Origin of the sequence: Hydrogenophaga sp., assembly GCF_035481345.1 — a bacterium.
Lineage (GTDB): Bacteria > Pseudomonadota > Gammaproteobacteria > Burkholderiales > Burkholderiaceae_C > Hydrogenophaga.
The window spans coordinates 1-18491 of record NZ_DATIGV010000074.1; the positions used below are offsets into that span (position 1 = coordinate 1).

At 68.3% G+C, this 18491-nt stretch carries 15 protein-coding genes; 3 read left to right on the forward strand and 12 right to left on the reverse strand.

The genetic code is table 11. The features are described from left to right. The 8 genes from VLG41_RS07350 to VLG41_RS07385 form a co-directional block, all read right to left on the reverse strand. Positions 1 to 915 (reverse strand): tripartite tricarboxylate transporter substrate binding protein (locus VLG41_RS07350; protein WP_325348742.1); only part of this gene is annotated, 915 nt, incomplete at its 3' end. 32 nt (positions 916 to 947) lie between these two features. After that, entirely contained in the window at positions 948 to 2141 is a 1194-nt protein-coding gene (locus VLG41_RS07355) for an FAD-dependent monooxygenase (RefSeq protein WP_325348743.1), read from the reverse strand. Between the two features lie 55 nt (positions 2142 to 2196). Then, complete coding sequence (locus tag VLG41_RS07360; RefSeq protein ID WP_325348744.1) at positions 2197 to 3282, reverse strand: VWA domain-containing protein; 1086 nt, start codon at positions 3280 to 3282, stop codon at positions 2197 to 2199. Continuing rightward, positions 3279 to 4322, reverse strand: coding sequence for a DUF58 domain-containing protein (locus VLG41_RS07365; protein ID WP_325348745.1), 1044 nt, complete (start codon positions 4320 to 4322; stop codon positions 3279 to 3281). The genes VLG41_RS07360 and VLG41_RS07365 overlap by 4 nt, the downstream gene beginning before the upstream one ends. Before the next feature lies 1 nt (position 4323). Then, positions 4324 to 5325, reverse strand: a complete 1002-nt coding sequence (locus tag VLG41_RS07370) for a MoxR family ATPase (RefSeq protein WP_325348746.1) — start codon at positions 5323 to 5325, stop codon at positions 4324 to 4326. A gap of 29 nt (positions 5326 to 5354) precedes the next feature. Beyond that, positions 5355 to 6269, reverse strand: a complete 915-nt coding sequence (locus VLG41_RS07375; protein WP_325348747.1) for a S1C family serine protease — start codon at positions 6267 to 6269, stop codon at positions 5355 to 5357. A 56-nt stretch (positions 6270 to 6325) separates the two neighbouring features. Beyond that, positions 6326 to 9052, reverse strand: coding sequence for an aconitate hydratase AcnA (gene acnA / locus VLG41_RS07380; protein ID WP_325348748.1), 2727 nt, complete (start codon positions 9050 to 9052; stop codon positions 6326 to 6328). 107 nt (positions 9053 to 9159) lie between these two features. Beyond that, positions 9160 to 9573: a hypothetical protein gene (locus VLG41_RS07385; protein WP_325348749.1), complete on the reverse strand. Its 414-nt coding sequence runs from the start codon at positions 9571 to 9573 to the stop codon at positions 9160 to 9162. A gap of 104 nt (positions 9574 to 9677) precedes the next feature. Between VLG41_RS07385 and VLG41_RS07390 the strand changes: the two genes are divergently transcribed. From VLG41_RS07390 to VLG41_RS07400, 3 genes are all read left to right on the forward strand, one after another. Beyond that, positions 9678 to 10502, forward strand: coding sequence for a helix-turn-helix transcriptional regulator (locus VLG41_RS07390; RefSeq protein WP_325348750.1), 825 nt, complete (start codon positions 9678 to 9680; stop codon positions 10500 to 10502). A gap of 131 nt (positions 10503 to 10633) precedes the next feature. Continuing rightward, positions 10634 to 11101, forward strand: a complete 468-nt coding sequence (locus VLG41_RS07395) for a hypothetical protein (protein WP_325348751.1) — start codon at positions 10634 to 10636, stop codon at positions 11099 to 11101. Positions 11102 to 11145: 44 nt separating this feature from the next. After that, positions 11146 to 12831, forward strand: a complete 1686-nt coding sequence (locus VLG41_RS07400) for a hypothetical protein (RefSeq protein ID WP_325348752.1) — start codon at positions 11146 to 11148, stop codon at positions 12829 to 12831. A 115-nt stretch (positions 12832 to 12946) separates the two neighbouring features. Here VLG41_RS07400 and acnB read toward each other — a convergent pair whose 3' ends face one another. From acnB to VLG41_RS07420, 4 genes are read right to left on the reverse strand one after another with little or no spacing between them, the layout of a single operon-like run. Further along, the gene (acnB, locus tag VLG41_RS07405) at positions 12947 to 15565 is read right to left on the reverse strand and encodes a bifunctional aconitate hydratase 2/2-methylisocitrate dehydratase (RefSeq protein ID WP_325348753.1); all 2619 of its coding nucleotides are present in this window, start codon (positions 15563 to 15565) and stop codon (positions 12947 to 12949) included. A 35-nt stretch (positions 15566 to 15600) separates the two neighbouring features. Continuing rightward, on the reverse strand, positions 15601 to 16587 hold the full coding sequence (locus VLG41_RS07410) for an HpcH/HpaI aldolase/citrate lyase family protein (protein WP_325348754.1): 987 nt from the start codon (positions 16585 to 16587) through the stop codon (positions 15601 to 15603). Beyond that, on the reverse strand, positions 16584 to 17360 hold the full coding sequence (tam, locus tag VLG41_RS07415) for a trans-aconitate 2-methyltransferase (RefSeq protein ID WP_325348755.1): 777 nt from the start codon (positions 17358 to 17360) through the stop codon (positions 16584 to 16586). Before tam ends, VLG41_RS07410 begins: the two co-directional genes overlap by 4 nt. Before the next feature lie 18 nt (positions 17361 to 17378). Continuing rightward, on the reverse strand, positions 17379 to 18365 hold the full coding sequence (locus VLG41_RS07420) for a malate dehydrogenase (protein ID WP_325348756.1): 987 nt from the start codon (positions 18363 to 18365) through the stop codon (positions 17379 to 17381). Positions 18366 to 18491: the final 126 nt, after the last annotated feature.

The window sequence follows — 18491 nt, forward strand, 5'->3', positions numbered from 1 at the left end:
CAGGCCCTCGGGCGAGGTGCCGGCCACGGCCCAGCCCTGGTTGAGGATCTTCTCGCGCACGTCCGGGCGGCGCACGATCTCGGCGAGCAGCGTGGCCAGCCGGTTCACGTGCGCCTTGGGCAGGCTGTTGGGCGCGGCGACCGCGTTCCAGATCTCGAGCGAAAAATCCTTCACGCCCGCCTCGGCCAGGCTGGGCACGTCGGGCACCACCGCGCTGCGGCCGGCCGAGGTGACCCCGATGGCGTGCAGCTTGCCGGCCTTCACCTGCGCCATGGCCAGGCCCGGCGGCAGAAGCGACATCTGGATCTGCCCGCCGACCATGGCGGCCATCACCTGCGGGTTGCCCGGGTAGGGCACGTGCACCGCGCCCAGGCCGGCGCGCGACTTCAGCAGCTCCATGCCCAGGTGGGCCACGGTGCCGATGCCTGGCGTGCCGTAGTTCCACTTGTCGCCGTTGCTGCGCGCGGCCTCCAGGAAGGCGCGCGGGTCGGCGGGCGTGCCGGGCGCACCGGCCAGCAGCAGCGGCGCCACGGCAATCAGCGAGACCGGGGTAAGGTCGGTGAGCGGGTCGTAGGTGGTGGCGGGGTTGAGGATCTTGGCGATCGTCATGTTGCCGTTGATCATCAAGCCGATGGTGTGGTCGTCGTCGGCGCGTGCCACCTGGGCGGCCGCCACGTTGCCACCGGCGCCCGGGCGGTTTTCGATCACCACCGGTTGGCCCAGCAGGCCCTGCAGCGGGTCGGCCAGGGTGCGGGCCATCAGGTCGGGAGAGGAGCCACCGGGGAAACCCACCACGATCTTGAGCGGGCGGCTGGGCCAGGCGGCTTGCGACCGCGCGGCGGGCACTGCCGTGGCGGCGGCGAGTGCGGCGCCTGTGGCCAGGGCGTGGCGTCGGTTCATCGGGGGCAGGGTCATGTCGTGTCTCCAGGCGTCGAATGAGAAGGGGCTCAGGGCGTGCCCGGGCCGCGGTAGAGCCAGGGATTGTCCAACAGACGTTCGCCCAGCACGGCCATGGCCGCGTTGCGTGCCCAGCGCAGCGGACCGTGCGCGTGGAAGACAACGCCGTTGCGCCGCGATCGCCGCTGCACCCGGGCGTTGCGCGCCCAGCGCAGTTCGGCGTAGCGCAGGAACCGCTGCGGCCAGTCCGTGAGCGCGGGATCCGCCGCCAGGCGCCCCAGCGTCCAGGCGTCCTCGAGCGCCATGGCGGCCCCCTGCGCGAGGTAGGGCCGCATGGGGTGCGCGGCGTCGCCCAGCAACGCAATACGGCCGCTGGCCATGCCCTGCGGCCCGTTCAGGGGCGCGCGCTCGTGCAACACCCAGCGCGTCCACGCGGGCACGGCGTCGAGCCAGGCCGCCAGCTCACGGTGCACCGGGCCGAGCGCGACCTGCAACTCGATGCCCGCAGCGGGCTCGGACCAGCTCTGCGCGTTCAGCGCCGCGCCCGCGGGCGCCTGCACCACCGCCACCAGGTTGAAGGCCTCGCCGCGGCGCACGGGGTAGTGCACCACGTGCAGACGCGGCCCGAGCCAGGCCTGCACGCAAGGCGCACGCAGGGCGGCCGGCAGCGCGGCGGCCGGCACCAAGCCGCGGTAGGCGATGTGCCCGGTCGGGCGCGGCGCCAAGGTGTCGGCCACCGCATGACGCACACGGCTCCACAGGCCATCGGCACCGATCACGGCCGGGCCGACCAGAATTTCACCGCTGTCGAGCGCGAGCTTGACGGTGTCGCTGCGCTCGTTGACCGATACCGCTCGGCTGGCCAGGCGCCAGGACACGCCGGGCCGCGCCTGCACGGCCTGCAGCAACAGCGCATGCAGATCGGCCCGGTGCACGCAGGCGTAGCTCTGCCCGTGGCGCTGCTCGAAGGCGGCGCCCAGACGCATCTGTCCAAGGCCACGCCCGCTCGATGCATCGCGCACCCGCAGCGCCTCGGGCCAGGCGGCCACGGCGTCAAGCGCGTCATGCAAGCCCCAGTCCGCCAGCACACGCACGGCGTTGGGGCCCAGTTGCAGGCCGGCACCGATTTCGCCAAAGGCGGGCGCCTGTTCGATCAGGGTGATGGGGTGACCGTGGCGCACGAGGGCCAGGGCCACCCCCAGACCAGCGATGCCGCCGCCAGCCAGGAGCACGGAAGGGTTCATCGGGCCGATGGTATCGGCCCGTCACACTGCCCTTGCCCGCTGGGCCAGCGGGGACTCAAAGGATGCGGTTGAACCAGGCCAAAGACAGCGCCGCCGCCACGATCGCCAGCCCCGCCGCCACCAGCGCCAGCAGGCCCGACAGCTCGGTTTCCTTCTTCTCCACTGTCAGCCGCGAACTCAGCGACTGGTAGATCTGCTTGAGGTTCTCGGCGGTGCCAGCGTAGAAATACTCGGCCCGGGTGGTGCGCGCCACGTCCTTGAGCGTGTCCTCGTCCAGGCGCACGCGCATGGACCAGCCCTCGAAGCCAATGACCTCGCCCTCCACCGTGCCCACGCCCACGGTGTAGACGCGCACGCCACGATCGGCGGCCATCTTCGCGGCCTCGGCCGTGTCCACGCCCGTGGTGCGCTGGCCGTCGGTGAGCAGGATGATGGCCGCCGAGCCATAGGAGCCGGGCTCCACGGGCTGGAAGGCCTTCTCCTCGTTGTTGCGCGGCTGGTCGAGCGAGCGGCCGCGCGGCGCGAACGGGTCGGTGTTGCGGTTGTAGGTCATGTCGGTCAGGCTGATGCGCTGCTCGGGGAACAGCTCGGACAGCGAGACGACGATGGCGCTGCCGATGGCGGTGGCGCGCTGCAACTGGAACTTGTCGATGGCGGTGACCAGGTCCTCGCGGCTGAGCGTGACCGGTTGCACCACCTGCGCCGAGCCGGCGAAGGCCACGATGCCCACCTTCACGTGGCGCGGCAGCTCCGCCAGGAAGGCCTTGGCGGCGTTCTGCGAGGCCACCAGGCGGTTGGGCTGCACGTCCTCGGCGCGCATGCTGCCCGACACGTCCATCGCCAGGATGATGGTTTGCTGCGTGGACGGCAGCGTGATGCTGGCCATGGGCCGCGCCGCGGCCAGCAGCATGGCCGCCAGCGACAGCAGCATCAGCACCGGCGGCACGTGGCGCCGCCAGCCCGGCCCCTTGCCCAGGGCCTCGCGCACGATGGACAGGTTGGCGTAGCGCAGCGCCGCGCGCTTGCGCCGGCGCAGCAACCACACGTAGAGCAGCACCAGCAGCGGCAGAGCCAGCAGCAGCCACAGCAATTGCGGCCACAGGAAGGTGACGGGTGGCAGAGTGAAATTGAAATCGGTCATGTCCTGACTCCTTCCCGGGTGCGGCGCGGCAACTGAGTCGGCATGGGTCGCCCGCCCGCGCCGTGGCGCACGCGCCGCTCGCGCAGGTCCACGAAGCGCAGCACGGCGTCGGCCAGGTCCTCGTCGGTGGCGAGTTCAAGGGTGTCCACACCGGCGCGCGCCAGGCTCTCGCGCAGTTGCGCCTCGCGCTGCGCGGCGATGCGCGCAAAGCGCTGGCGAAAGCCCTTGTCGTGGGTGTCGACCACGATCTGCTCGCCGGTCTCCGCATCGCGGATGGGGATCAGGCCCAGGTCGGGCAGGTCCAGCTCCAGCGGATCGACCAGGCGCACGGCCACCACGTCGTGGCGGCGCGCGAGTTCGCCCAGCGGCGTCTCCCAGCCGGGCTGGCTGATGAAGTCGGACACCACGAAGACGGTGCTGCGCTGGCGCACGGTGAAGACGGCGCTGCGCAGCAGGTCGCCCAGACGGGTGGCGGCCTCGTCGGCCGGCACAGCTTCCTTATTCGCCGCCGGGCGCGGCATCAGCATCTGCATGATCCGCAGCACGTGGTTGCGCCCGCCCCGCGCCGGCAGCATGGCCTCCACGCGTGCGCGGCCACCCGAGCCGTACACCAGGGCGCCCACGCGGTTGCCCTGGCCCGAGATGAGGCGCGCCAGCACCGCGGTGAACTGCAGCAGCACGTCGCTCTTGCGCTGCTCGCCCGAGCCGAAGTCCACCGAGGGGCTGAGGTCGAGCAGGAACCAGGCCGCCATCTCGCGGTCCTCGGTGAACACGCGCACATGCGGTTGCTGCAGGCGAGCGGTGACGTTCCAGTCGATGTGGCGCACGTCGTCATGCAACTGGTACTCGCGCAGGTCGGCCAGATCCAGGCCGCTGCCGCGCATGAGCGTCTTGTAGTGGCCTTGCAGCAGGCCGTCCAGGCGGCGCAGCACGCTCCACTCCAGCCGGCGCAGCAAGGCGTCGGCGCGCTGCTCGGCGGGCGCCTTCACCGTCTCGCCCCCCGCATCGGCGGGCGTTCGGCCGAACAGGCGCTTGAACATGTCAGGCCACCCGCTTTTCCGCTTCCAGCGGACGGGCCGGCGGCGGAATGTGTTTCATGATCCGCGCGATCAGCGCATCGCTCGTGAGTCCTTCGGACAGGCCCTCGTACGACAGCACCACGCGGTGGCGCAGCACGTCGGGCACCAGGTCCACCATGTCCTCGGGCAGCGCGTAGGAGCGCCCGCGCAGCATGGCCAGGGCGCGCGCGCCCTCCACCAGACCGATGGTGGCGCGCGGGCTGGCGCCAAAGGTGATGAGCGTGGCCATGTCCTTGATGCCGTGCCTGTCCGGGTAACGCGTGGCCGACACCAGGCGCACCGCGTACTGCACGAGCGAGGGGTCCACGTACACCTCGCGGCACTGCGCCTGCAGCGTGGCGAGCTGATCGGTCGTGGCCACCGCGTTCACCTGCACGGCGGGGCCGGTGACGCGCTCGACGATGACGTACTCCTCCTCGTCGGTGGGGTAGTCCACCAGCACCTTCATCATGAAGCGGTCCACCTGCGCCTCGGGCAGGGGGTAGGTGCCCTCGGTCTCGATCGGGTTCTGCGTGGCCATCACCACGAAGGGACGCGGCACCTTGTGCGACTCGCCCGCGATGGTGACCTGCCGCTCCTGCATCACCTCCAGCAGCGCGCTTTGCACCTTGGCCGGCGCGCGGTTGATCTCGTCGGCCAGCAGCAGGTTGGCGAACACCGGGCCCAGCGAGGTGCCGAAGTCGCCGGTCTTCTGGTTGTAGATGCGCGTGCCCACCAGGTCGGCCGGCACCAGATCGGGCGTGAACTGGATGCGCTTGAAGCGGCCCTGCACCGCTTCGGCGAGCGTCTTCACCGTGAGCGTCTTGGCCAGACCGGGCACGCCTTCCACCAGCAGGTGCCCCTGCGCCAGCAGCGCCACCATCACGCGCTCGAGGAAACGGTCCTGGCCGACGACGACCCGCTTCACCTCGTACAGGATCTGCTCCATGAGCTGGGCGGTTTCGGGGGCGTTGGTGTCGCTCATGAAGGGCTCCGGTCGGTGGATGAAGGGGCTCAGAACGGGGGCAGGCCGGCGGCACTGGCGGCGCTTTCGATGGGCACGGCAAAACCGATGCCCACGAAGGTGCGCGCGCTGGTGGGGTTGAGGATGCCGGTGACGATGCCGACCACCTCGCCGTCCATGGTGACCAGCGGGCCGCCGGAATTGCCCGGGTTGGCCGCGGCGTCGAACTGGATCAGGTTGCCGATGACCTGCTTGCCTTCGGGCGACTTGAACTCGCGGTCGAAGCCGGAGATGACGCCGGCCGACACCGAGGGCCCGATGCCGAAGGGAAAACCGACCGCCACCACCTCGTCGCCAGCCACGAGATCGCCGGTGGAGCGCATGGTGGCCGCGATCAGGTCATCGGGGATGGTCTGGGCCTGCAGCACGGCCAGGTCGTTCTCGGGCTGCGCGCCGGTGATGGTGGCGCCCGACTCGCTGCCATCGGCGAAGGTGATCTTCAGCCGCTCGGCCCCCTGCACCACGTGCAGGTTGGTGAGGATGATGCCCTTGTCGACGATCACCACACCCGTGCCCACGCCCTGCTCGGACTCCTGGCCCTTGTCGTCCTTGCCGTAGGACAGCACGCGCACCACGGCGGGGCGGATCTTCTCGGCCGCGCGCGCGGCCGGCGACGGCATCACCTGCGTGGTGAGCGTGCGCAGCACGGCGGCGTCGATGTCCTTCTGCGTGAGGGGCGCGCCGCCACCCGCCTGGCGCTGCCACACCGCCGCGATGAGCGCGACGGACAGCAGCGCGATGGCCGCCCACATGACGCGCGGGTTGCCCGCACCATGCGCCAAAGCGGTGCGCCAGCGGCGTGCGGGCCGTGGCTGGGCGGCAGGTTCGGCCACCACCGCCCCCGGCACCGCATCGGCCGGTTGGGCCGGGCGGCGCGAGGGGCTGTACTTCGCTGTCTTTCGCATCGCGACCCCCGACGAAGATTCCGTGGGTCACATGATGCCGTGATGCGGTGACCGGCTCAAGCGGTCAACAATTGCCGCAGCACGTAAGGGAGAATTCCCTTGGCGCGGTAGTAGTCCACCTCCACGGGGGTGTCGATGCGCAAGGTGACCGCGATTTCGCGTCGCTGGCCGTCGGGCCGCGTGATCACCAGCGTGGCGTCGCTCTGCGGCCGCAGGCCCGGGTCGGGCACCACGTCGATCGTCTCGTCGCCGCGCAGCCCGAGCGATTCCCACGACTCGCCCGGCTTGAACTGCAGCGGCAGCACGCCCATGCCCACCAGGTTGCTGCGGTGGATGCGCTCGAAACTGCGCGCCACCACGGCCTGGATGCCCAGCAGTTGCGTGCCCTTGGCCGCCCAGTCGCGGCTGGAGCCGGTGCCGTACTCCTCGCCCGCGAAGATGACCGTGGGCACGCCGGCCTGCACGTAGCGCATCGCGGCGTCGTAGATGGGCAGCTTCTCGCCGGAGGGCTGGTGCAGCGTGAAGCCGCCCTCCTCGCGCGTGCCGTCGGGCAGCGGCGGGATCATGAGGTTCTTGATGCGCACGTTGGCAAAGGTGCCGCGCATCATCACCTCGTGGTGGCCGCGGCGCGCGCCGTAGCTGTTGAAGTCGGCTGGCAGCACCTTGTGCGCCTGCAGCCACAGACCCGCTGGTGACGAGGCCTTGATGTTGCCCGCCGGCGAGATGTGGTCGGTGGTGATGGAGTCGCCAAACAGCGCCATGATGCGCGCCCCGTACACGCTCACCGGTCGCGCGCCGTCGGTGTCATCCAGCGCAAACCCCTCGAAGAACGGTGGTTCGGCGATGTACGTGCTCTTGGGCCAGTCGTAGGTGGTGCCGCTCAGGCCGGGGATCTGCTCCCACAGTTCGCCGGGCTCGGTCTTCACGCGGGCGTAGTTGTCGCGGTAGGCCTTGCCGTTCATGGCGCTCTTCATCAGCGCGTGGATTTCGTCACTGCTCGGCCAGATGTCGCCCAGGTACACGGCTTGGCCCTGGCGATTGCGGCCCACGGGCTGGGTCATCAGATCCACCGTGACGTTGCCGGCGATGGCGTAGGCCACCACGAGCGGCGGGCTGGCCAGGAAGTTGGCCTTGATGTTGGGGTGGATGCGCGCCTCGAAGTTGCGGTTGCCCGAGAGCACCGCCGCGCACACGAGGTCGTTCTCGGTGATGACGGCATTGAGCTCGGGCGTGAGGTCGCCCGCGTTGCCGATGCAGGTGGTGCAGCCGTAGCCCGCCAGCGCGAAGCCGAGCTTTTCCAGATAGGGCAGCAGGCCGGTGTTGGTGAGGTATTCGGTGACGATGCGCGAGCCCGGCGCCAGCGAGGTCTTGATATGCGGCTGCACGCTCAGGCCCTTCTCCACCGCCTTCTTCGCCAGCAGGCCGGCGGCCAGCAGCACGCCGGGGTTGCTGGTGTTGGTGCAGCTCGTGATGGCGGCGATCAGCACGTCGCCGTTCCTCACGTCCACGCCCTTGCCGGTGGGGAAGGCCTGTTCCAGCTTGCCCGGCAGTTGCTTGAAGCCGCCCTGCTCCATGGGCGAGGCGAACAGTTCGGTGAAGCGGCGCGACACGTCGCCCAGTTCGATGCGGTCCTGCGGGCGCTTGGGGCCCGCGAGACTGGGCGCCACGGTGCCCAGGTCCAGCGTGATGACCTGCGAGTACTCGATCTCGCCGCGCCGCGGCACGCCGAACAGGCCCTGCGCCTTGAAGTACGCCTCGAAGGCGTCGATCTCGGCCGCGCTGCGGCCCGTGCCGCGGAAGTACGTCAGCGTCTTCTCGTCGACCGGGAAGAAGCCCATGGTGGCGCCGTACTCGGGCGCCATGTTGGCGATGGTGGCGCGGTCGGGCAGCGTGAGCGAGGCCGTGCCCTCACCGAAGAACTCCACGAATTTGCCCACCACCTTGTGCTGGCGCAGGATCTCGGTGACGGTAAGCACCAGGTCGGTGGCGGTGACGCCGCCGCGCAGGCGGCCGGTGAGCTCGAAGCCCACCACGTCGGGCGTGAGGAAGTACACCGGCTGGCCCAGCATGGCGGCCTCGGCCTCGATGCCGCCCACGCCCCAGCCCACCACGCCGATGCCATTGATCATGGTGGTGTGGCTGTCGGTGCCCACCAGCGTGTCGGGGTAGTACAGCCCACCCCGCAGGTGCACGCCGCGCGCCAGGTACTCCAGGTTCACCTGGTGCACGATGCCGAAGCCCGGCGGCACCACGCCGAAGGTGTCGAAGGCCTGCATGCCCCACTTCATGAAGCCGTAGCGCTCCAGGTTGCGCTTGAACTCCAGCTTCATGTTCAGATCCAGCGCCTCCTTGGTGCCGTAGTGGTCCACCATCACCGAGTGGTCCACCACCAGGTCCACCGGCACCAGTGGTTCGATGCGCCCGGGGTCGCGCCCCAGGCGCTGCGCCGTGCTGCGCATGGCGGCCAGGTCGGCCAGCAGCGGCACGCCGGTGAAGTCCTGCAGCACCACGCGCGCCACGGTGAAGGGGATCTCGTCGGTGCGCGGCGCGTTGGGCTGCCAGTTGGCCAGTTGCGCCACGTGCTCGCGCGTCACGCGCTCGCCGTCGCAGTGGCGCAGCACGCTCTCCAGCACGATGCGGATGGAATGCGGCAGGCGCTTGACGTTGGGAAACTCGCGCGCCAGGGCCGGCAATGAATAGAGCCGGCCTGTCTTGCCGGCGCTGGGGGTGAAAGTCTTGACGGTCTGGGCGAAGGGGTGCGTGTAGCTCGTGGGGGCGTCCATGCGGTGGCTCCTGAAGATCGTGGCTGTTCTGGGTCGATGGCCATTCTGCGATCTTCTGGCGCCACCGCAAGCTCGGCACCGATTTGCCCCGTGGGCGCCTGCTGGAATCAGACCGCCAGGCGCGCGGCCGGCGCGCGCCAGCCCAGGAACTCCAGGTCCGCCAGGGCCAGCACGGCCACCGCCAACACCGTGAGGTAGGCCTGTCCCAGCGCGGTCACACCGCCGTCACCGCCCCAGGCCAGGGCCAGGCAGCCGATGCCCCAGACCACGTTGCCGATGATCAGCACCATCAGCGGTCCGCGCGACGGAATCACCTGACGCGCCAGGATCGTGGACAGCGCCACGTAGGCCAGCAGCGCCCAGCCGGCGGCGGTGATCAGCCCCTCGGACAGACCGAACCAGGTGGCCAGCGAGCCGGCAAAGGCCAGGTGCAACACGGCGGCACCGGCGCCGGAGATGGCGTCCAGCGCCAGCACGCGGCGCAGGTGGGTGGTGGACAGGTGCAGGTTCGAAAGGCTCATGGTGGAACTCCTGAGGGGGTTGAACATAGCGCCGATGGTGTCGGCCGCCCCGCAGCGGGTCCATGACCTGCCAGGTCATGGCCACCGGCGCCACCCGGCCTACCATGCGATCCATGCACGCCCACCACGCCACCCCGCTTCCCTTCGGCGAGCACCTGCGCCACTGGCGCCAGCGCCGCCGCCTGAGCCAGCTCGAGCTCGCCCTGCAGGCCGAGGTCTCCACGCGCCACCTGAGCTGCGTGGAAACCGGCCGCGCCAGCCCCAGCCGGGAGATGGTGATGCGCCTGTCCGAACGCCTGCAGGTGCCGCCGCGCGAGCGCAACGCCCTGCTGGTGGCGGCCGGCTTTGCGCCCATGTACCGCGAACGCGCACTCGACGACCCGGCCATGGCCTCGGCACGCGCCGCCGTGCAGCGCATCCTGGACGCGCACGAGCCCTGGCCCGCGCTGGCCATGGACCGGCACTGGAATTTGGTGATGCACAACCGCCTGGTGCCGCTGCTGCTGCAAGGCATCGCGCCCGAGCTGCTGCAGCCGCCGCTGAACGTGCTGCGCCTGAGCCTGCACCCCCAGGGCCTGGCGCCGCGCATCCACAACCTGCCGCAGTGGCGCGAACACCTGCTGGAGCGCCTGCGCCAGCAGATCGCCACCACGGGCGACACCGGCCTGGCCGAGCTGGCCGAGGAACTGCGTGCTCTGCCGACGCCCGACGAGGGCGATGATCACCACGCCCTGCCTGGCGAACACCTGGGCGTGCTCATGCCCTTTCGCTTTGAAACGCCGCTGGGCGTGCTCAACCTGGTGAGCACCACCACCGTGTTCGGCACGGCGGTGGACATCACGCTGCAGGAACTGGCGCTGGAGACCTTCTTTCCGGCCGATGAGGAGACGGCCGAGCGGCTGAGGGCGCTGGCGCAGATGGCGGCCTGATCACCCAACCATCAAGGCCGGCGCTCACGGCCACTTGAGGGCCATTTGGCCGACGGTGGGCGCACGAGGCGCGCCGGAACCACCGATCGGGCCGGGTGACAGAGGCGGAACCTCCATTCCAGGGTTTCGCCATGACCGCCGACGAGCTCTCCACGCTCTGCCACCGCGCCAGCCTCGAACTCAGCCTGCCTGACCCGTACGCCCTCGGCAAGGGCCACACCGTCACCCTCGACGGCGTACACCTCGAAATCCAGCACAAGGCGCCGCGCCCGCACTTCCTGCTGCTGGCCGAGATCGCCAAATTCCCTGATACCCAGCGCGCCGCCGTGCATGAGCACCTGCTGGCGCTGCAGCTCAGCACCGCCGACCACCCCAACCTGCGCTTCGGCTTCCACCCCAAGCGCCACACCACCTTGCTGTGCCTGACGGCCACGCCCCCGCGCGGCGACGCCAGCCCCGAGGCCTGGCTGGCGCGGCTGATGCGCGACACCGTGCTGCAGGTGCTGGATTGGCGGCGTGAGCTGCGCAACACCACCGCCGCCACGCCGGACGCCCAACCCCTTGCCGGTGCCTTGCAGCACGCCGGGCTGCGTGCCTGACTGTTCTCTTCCCCATTTCCCCATTCGCCACCACTGGATTCGCCATGAACCGCACCAATTCCAAGTCCACGGTCATCACTCCTGCTTTTAATTCTTCCCAGGGCAAGCCCATTGGCACCGGCAATGTGGAAAAAGACCAGCTTCTGAAAACCAACAATAGCGCTTTCCATTTTGAACTTGAATCTAACGAGGGTGAACCTCAGCCATTGAACTCTGAAAGGAGTCTGAGTGTCGGATCTGGCGATCCTAACCACGCCAACTCGAGCGTCATCGGGTCAAACGCCATCATTCATTTTGAGGACTCGCATCTGAACGACTCGCACAACGAGGAACTTGATGCGAATTCGTCCACAGAGCACAGCATTGACGACGAACTCACGCCTGCCCCACCACCCGCGAAAACAGCGACCGGACCAGCGCAGCCGTCCGTACAACTGTCCGACGATCCGGCCATTGCCGCGCTGCAGAAATCCACCCTGAACGCCACGACTCAAGTGGTGCTGTACACCACATGCCTCAACGTTCTGACGAGCGCTATTGCCGACCACAAGATGCCGTCCAACAGTTTCAGCTATCTGAGGAGCCTGTTCAGCGACCTCATCAAGGACAGCGAGACCCGCACTCGGGAGTTGGCGGGTCAAACCGAGCAATTGCTGAAGCAGCACAGCGAGGACGCCAAGACATTGGCCGCTCAAGCCGAGCGTGGTGCTTCGCCTGCACCCGTTGACACCTTCTCCGCAGGGCCAGGCCCAGCGGTGACAAACGTGGATCTGAACCAGGCCCTGCGCGAGGTGAAACAGCTGCCGGAGCCCGCACAGCAGGATCAGATCATCGAAGGTTTGCGCGCGGCACTCGGGGAAGAGGGCACGGTAACCAACGCGGACCCGAACAGGGCATTGGATGACATTCAATGGAAGTTGGACAATTCGGACATGGAGGACTTGGACCAAGAACTGGTCGGCCTCTACAGGCAATTGAACAAAGAAGCGGAAGAAGCGGAGAAGGCGGAGAAGGCGGAGAAGGCGGAGAAGGCAGCGATTGTGACCACGAATAGCCCCGCCCCGAAAACAGAAGTGGGGCTCAACACGGAGCTTGACGATTTGCTCGCCGAATTGGAAGGCGCCTTCAAAGGTCCCTCGCATCAAGAAAATGGAGAAGGTCAGGCCACGGGAATTGGCGAGGAAAAACCCAAAGCATCAAACAAAGATCGCGAGCAGGTGGAAAAAGAAGCCAATGAAATTGCTTTGAAATTGCCAGGCGGAGTTCCATTGGTCAGTCAATTGACGCAGTCCGCCCCCGCCAAAGTGAAAAGCACGCCCGAATCCGCGAAGACTGACGAGCTGAAAAAGCTGATCGCTGACACCAATGTGCCCAAGTATGACGACTGGAGTACGGCCCTCAACTGGGTGGCTCACACCCAGCGCTCCATTGCACAGATACTGACTCGTGAACTCACCAAGGAAGAACTAGTCACCAAGCATCGTTTCACGGCAAATGGAGGCACGGAAGATGGTTATAGGAAAGCACTTCAGAAAGATTTTTTGCGCAAAGCCATAGACACACAAAGTCGACTCATTGATGACGCGGGGAAAAAGCTGAAAGAAATCGAGATGGGGACAGAATTGGTCCAGGCCTCGCTGGAGGAGAAAAAAGAGCAAATCATCAAACTGAAGCAGCAGATGTCTCTGGCCAGTATTAAACGAGCAGGTCTCTCGAACACCCAGCTCTGAGCGTCCGAATCCATCCGGATTCAATTGGCGCAATCCCTCATCTGGCAAACAAAACGGCGCCATCCTCGCGAATGGCGCCGTCTTCATTTCCCGTGCGGCCCTTCAGCCGCCCGTCTCAAACCACCACCCCCTTCGCCGTCTCCGCGTACTCCTCGATCTGGTCGAAGTTCATGTAGCGGTACACGCTGGCGGCGTCCTGGTTGATGATGCCCATTTCGGCGTGGTACTCGGCCACGGTCGGGATGCGGCCGAGTTTGGAGGCGATGGCCGCCAGCTCGGCCGAGGCCAGGAACACGTTGGTGTTCTTGCCCAGGCGGTTCGGGAAGTTGCGCGTGCTGGTGGACACCACCGTGGCGCCCTCGCGCACCTGCGCCTGGTTGCCCATGCACAGGCTGCAGCCGGGCATTTCAGTGCGCGCGCCGGCGGTGCCGAAGGCGGCGTAGTGGCCTTCCTTGATGAGCTCGCTCTCGTCCATCTTGGTGGGCGGGGCCACCCACAGCTTCACCGGGATGTCGCGCTGGCCGCCCAGCAGCTTGGCCGCGGCGCGGAAGTGGCCGATGTTGGTCATGCACGAACCGATGAAGGCCTCGTCGATCTTCGTGCCGGCCACGTCGGACAGCAGCTTGGCGTCGTCCGGGTCGTTGGGGCAGCAGAGCACGGGCTCTTTCAGCTCGTTCAGGTCGATCTCGATGACGGCGGCGTATTCGGCGTCCTTGTCGGCTTCCAGCAGTTGCGGGTTGGCCAGCCACTCCTGCACCTTCTGGATGCGGCGCTCCAGCGTGCGCTTGTCCTGGTAGCCGTCGGCGATCATGTTCTTCATGAGCACGACGTTCGAGTTCAGGTACTCGATGACGGGCTCCTTGTTGAGCTTGATCGTGCAGCCGGCGGCCGAGCGCTCGGCCGAGGCGTCGGACAGCTCGAAGGCCTGTTCCACCTTCAGGTCGGGCAGGCCCTCGATCTCGAGGATGCGGCCCGAGAAGATGTTCTTCTTGCCGGCCTTGGCCACGGTGAGCAGGCCCGCCTTGATGGCGGCGTAGGGAATGGCGTGCACCAGGTCGCGCAGGGTCACGCCGGGCTGCATCTGGCCCTTGAAGCGCACCAGCACGCTTTCGGGCATGTCCAGCGGCATCACGCCAGTGGCCGCGCCGAAGGCCACCAGGCCGGAGCCGGCGGGGAAGCTGATGCCGATAGGGAAGCGGGTGTGCGAGTCGCCACCGGTGCCCACGGTGTCGGGCAGCAGCAGGCGGTTGAGCCAGCTGTGGATCACGCCGTCGCCCGGGCGCAGGGCCACGCCGCCGCGGTTGCTGATGAAGGCGGGCAGCTCGCGGTGGGTCTTCACGTCGACCGGTTTCGGGTAGGCCGCGGTGTGGCAGAAGGACTGCATCACCATGTCGGCGCTGAAGCCCAGGCAGGCCAGGTCTTTCAGCTCGTCGCGCGTCATGGGGCCGGTGGTGTCCTGGCTGCCCACGGTGGTCATGCGCGGCTCGCAGTAGGTGCCGGGGCGCACGCCCTGGCCTTCGGGCAGGCCGACGGCGCGGCCGACCATCTTCTGCGCCAGGGTGAAGCCAGCCTTGGTGGCCACGGGCGCCTGCGGCAGCCGGAACACGGTGGAGGCCGGCAGGCCCAGGAACTCACGCGCCTTGGCGGTGAGGCTGCGGCCGATGATGAGGTTGATGCGGCCGCCGGCGCGCACTTCGTCGAACAGCACGTCGCTCTTGAGCTTGAACTCGGCCACGGTGCTGCCGTTCTTGGTGAGCTTGCCGTCGTACGGCAGCACCTCGATCACGTCGCCCATCTCCAGCTTGGAGACGTCCACCTCGATCGGCAGCGAGCCCGAGTCTTCCTGCGTGTTGAAGAAGATGGGGGCGATCTTGCCGCCCAGCGTGACGCCGCCGAAGCGCTTGTTCGGCACGAAGGGGATGTCCTGGCCGGTGGCCCAGATCACGCTGTTGGTGGCGCTTTTGCGCGAGGAGCCGGTGCCCACCACGTCGCCCACGTAGGCCACGAGGTGGCCCTTCTTCTTCAGGTCGTCGATGAACTGCATCGGGCCGCGCTTGCCGTCTTCCTCAGGCTTGAAGACCGCCCCGCCTGGCGCACCGAAGTCCCCGCGCGTGTTCTTCAGCATCGCCAGGTAGTGCAGGGGAATGTCGGGGCGGCTCCAGGCGTCGGGCGCGGGCGAGAGGTCGTCGGTGTTGGTTTCACCGGGCACCTTGAAGACGGTGACGGTGATGGACTTGGGCACCTCAGGGCGGGTGGTGAACCACTCGGCCTCGGCCCAGCTCTTCATGACCTCCTGCGCCTTGGCGTTGCCGGCCTTGGCCTTGGCCGCGACGTCGTTGAAGTAGTCGAACATCAACAGCGTCTTCTTCAGGCCTTCGGCGGCCACGGCCGCGACCTCGGCGTCGTCCAGCAGCTCGATGAGCGGGTGCACGTTGTAGCCACCCACCATGGTGCCCAGCAGCTCGGTGGCCTTGGCCTTGCCCACCAGGCCCACCTTCAGGTCACCGTGCGCGACGGCGGCCAGGAAGCTGGCCTTGACCTTGGCGGCGTCGTCCACGCCCGGGGGCACGCGGTGGGTGAGCAGGTCCAGCAGAAAGGCGTCTTCGCCGGCCGGCGGGGCCTTGATCAGTTCGATCAGGTCGGCCACCTGCTGCGCGGACAGCGGCAGCGGCGGAATGCCCAGCGCGGCGCGTTCGGCGGCGTGGGCGCGGTAGTCGGCGAGGAAGTTGGACATGGGGTTCTCCGTGGGGGGACTGGCAAAAAAAGGGGTCAGGTGAACAGGGCGTGCACCGGCTCGGGCAGGCGGCGGCCGGTGCGCTGCGCGCGCTCCAGCACCTGCCAGTAGTAGCGGTAGCTCGCGCGGTCGTGCAGGCGGCCGGCCACCTGCACGGGGGCCCAGGCCGCGGCGGCGGCGCGCTCGATGACGGTGGCGGCTTCGTCCACCTCGTCGGCCGCGGGCGCAAAGGCCGCGACGATGGGGCGGATCTGGTCGGGGTGGATGCTCCACATGCGGGTGAAGCCGAGTTCGTGCGCGGCGCGGCGCGCGGCCGCCTGCAGCGTGGCCACGTCCTTGAACTCGGTGACCACGCCATGCGCGGGCACCTTGCCGTGCGCGTGGCAGGCGCTGGCGATCTCGATCTTGGCGCGCAGCACCAGCGGGTGGCTGAACTGGCCCTGCGAACTCATGCCGGTCGAGGGAATGGCGCCGCCGTGGGCGGAGACGAAATCCATGAGGCCGAAGCTCAGGCTCTGCAGGCGCGGATGGGCGGCGATGTCGAAGGCGCGGTGCACGGCGGCGGGCGATTCGATCAGGGCGTGCAACGGCAGGTCGCGCGCGCCGGCGGCGTCGAGCAAGGCGGCGGCGCGATCGAGGTCGGCCACGGTCTCGACCTTGGGCAGCATGACGTGGCACAGACGCGCGCCGGCCTTGCCCACGATGTGGGCGATGTCGGCTTCGAAGGCCGGGTGATCGACCGCGTGCACGCGCACCGCCACGCGCGCACCGGCGGGAGCGGACAGCGCGAGTTCGGTGACCAGTGCGGCGTGCTCCGCCTCGCCACCCACCGGGGCGCCGTCTTCGCAGTCAAGGGTGACGTCGAACACGCAGGCACCGAATTCGGCGGTGAGCTCGGCCTGCAGCGCAAGGCTCTTGCGCATGCGCGCCTCGACGCCGCTGTAGTGGTCGCACACGGGCAAGACCACCGCACCGGCCTGGGCGCCGAGCAGGACGTCACGTGGGTGAGCGGCGTGCGTCATGGCTTGCGCTGCGCCACGATGAACAGGCGCGGAAAGGCCAGCAGGCGGCGACCGTCCGATCGCGCGGGATAGGCGGCATCGATGCGGCGCTCGTAGTCGGCCAGGAAGCTTGAACGCAACTCGGCGTTCAGCGGATCGACGAAGGGGCGCAAGCCGGTGGCACGCACCCATTCGACGATGGCGCCAGGCGAGTCCATGCGGTGCTGGTAGACGGTGTGCCAGGCGTCGACCTGCGCGGCGTCCTTCGCCAGCAGGTCGTAGTAGTCGGCGATGGGCCGGCGCGGCTCGCGCAGGCGGCTGGCGTCGCCGATCGGCCCCGCGTACGGCGCCTGGGCGGCCACCTCGCGCATCAGACGGTGGCTGGGCTCGTCCAGGTTGTCCGGCATCTGCACCGCGAGCACACCGCCCGGGGCCAATTCGGCAAACAGCCGGGAAAAGAGCGCTTCGTGTCCGGGCACCCATTGCAGGGCGGCATTCGCGTAGATGAGATCGGGCGCTCGCTCCGGGCGCCAGGTCGCGATGTCGCCCAGCGAAAAGGCCACGCCCGGTAGGCGCTGACGCGCGCTCTCGAGCATGGCCTGGGAATTGTCGATGCCCGTGACCTGGGCATCGGGGTAGCGCTGCACCAGCAGCTCGGTGGAATTGCCCGGGCCGCAGCCCAGGTCCACCACCCGCCGCGGCGAGCCCAGCGGAACGCGCGCCAACAGCTCCTGCGCGGGACGGGTGCGTTCGTCCTCGTAGCGGCTGTAGAGCGCTGGGTTCCAGTCGGCCATCGCGGGCGGTGCGGTCGATTACAGGAGGTGCTTGACGCCGTCCTGCTCGCCTTGCAGCTCGGCCAAGGTCTTGTCGATGCACTTCTGGCTGAACTCGTCGATGGGCAGACCTTCGACGATCTTGTACTTGCCGTTCTCGGTGGTGACCGGGAAGCCGAACATCACGTCCTTGGGAATGCCGTACTCCCCATTGGAGGGCACGCCCATGGTGACCCACTTGCCGTTGGAGCCCAGGGCCCAGTCGCGCATGTGGTCGATGGCGGCGTTGGCGGCCGAAGCGGCCGAGGACAGGCCCCGCGCCTCGATGATGGCGGCGCCGCGCTTGCCCACGGTGGGCAGGAACACGGTTTCGTTCCAGACCTGGTCGTTGATGGCGTCCTTCACGCTCTTGCCGCCGATGGTGGCGAACCGGTAGTCGGCGTACATGGTGGGCGAGTGGTTGCCCCAGACGGTGAGCTTCTCGATCTCGCCGACCTTGCCGCCGGTCTTGGCGGCGATCTGGCTGGCCGCGCGGTTGTGGTCCAGGCGCAGCATGGCGGTGAAGTTCTCGCGCGGCAGGTCGGGCGCGCTCTTCATGGCGATGTAGGCATTGGTGTTGGCGGGGTTGCCCACCACCAGCACCTTCACGTCGCGGCTGGCCACGGCGTTCAGGGCCTTGCCCTGGGCGGTGAAGATCTGGGCGTTGGCGGCCAGCAGGTCGGCGCGCTCCATGCCGGGGCCGCGCGGGCGGGCGCCCACGAGCAGGGCGTAGTCGGCGTCTTTGAAGGCGAGCATCGGGTCACCGGTGGGGATCACGCCGGCCAGCAGCGGGAAGGCGCAGTCTTCCAGTTCCATGATCACGCCCTTGAGCGCCTTCTGGGCCTTCTCGTCCGGGATCTCCAGCAATTGCAGGATCACGGGCTGGTCCTTGCCGAGCATTTCGCCGGAGGCGATGCGGAACAGCAGGGCGTAGCCGATCTGGCCGGCGGCGCCGGTGACGGCGACACGAACGGGTTTCTTGCTCATGGAAAGACTCCGGATAGAGGGGATGACGAAGAGGAAACCTGTGGGGCGGGCGGAGAGATCCAAGGCGCCCGCGAAAGAGCGAAAGTGTAGGCCACCCGTGTGCCGATTGGAGGCCGAGTCTACGGG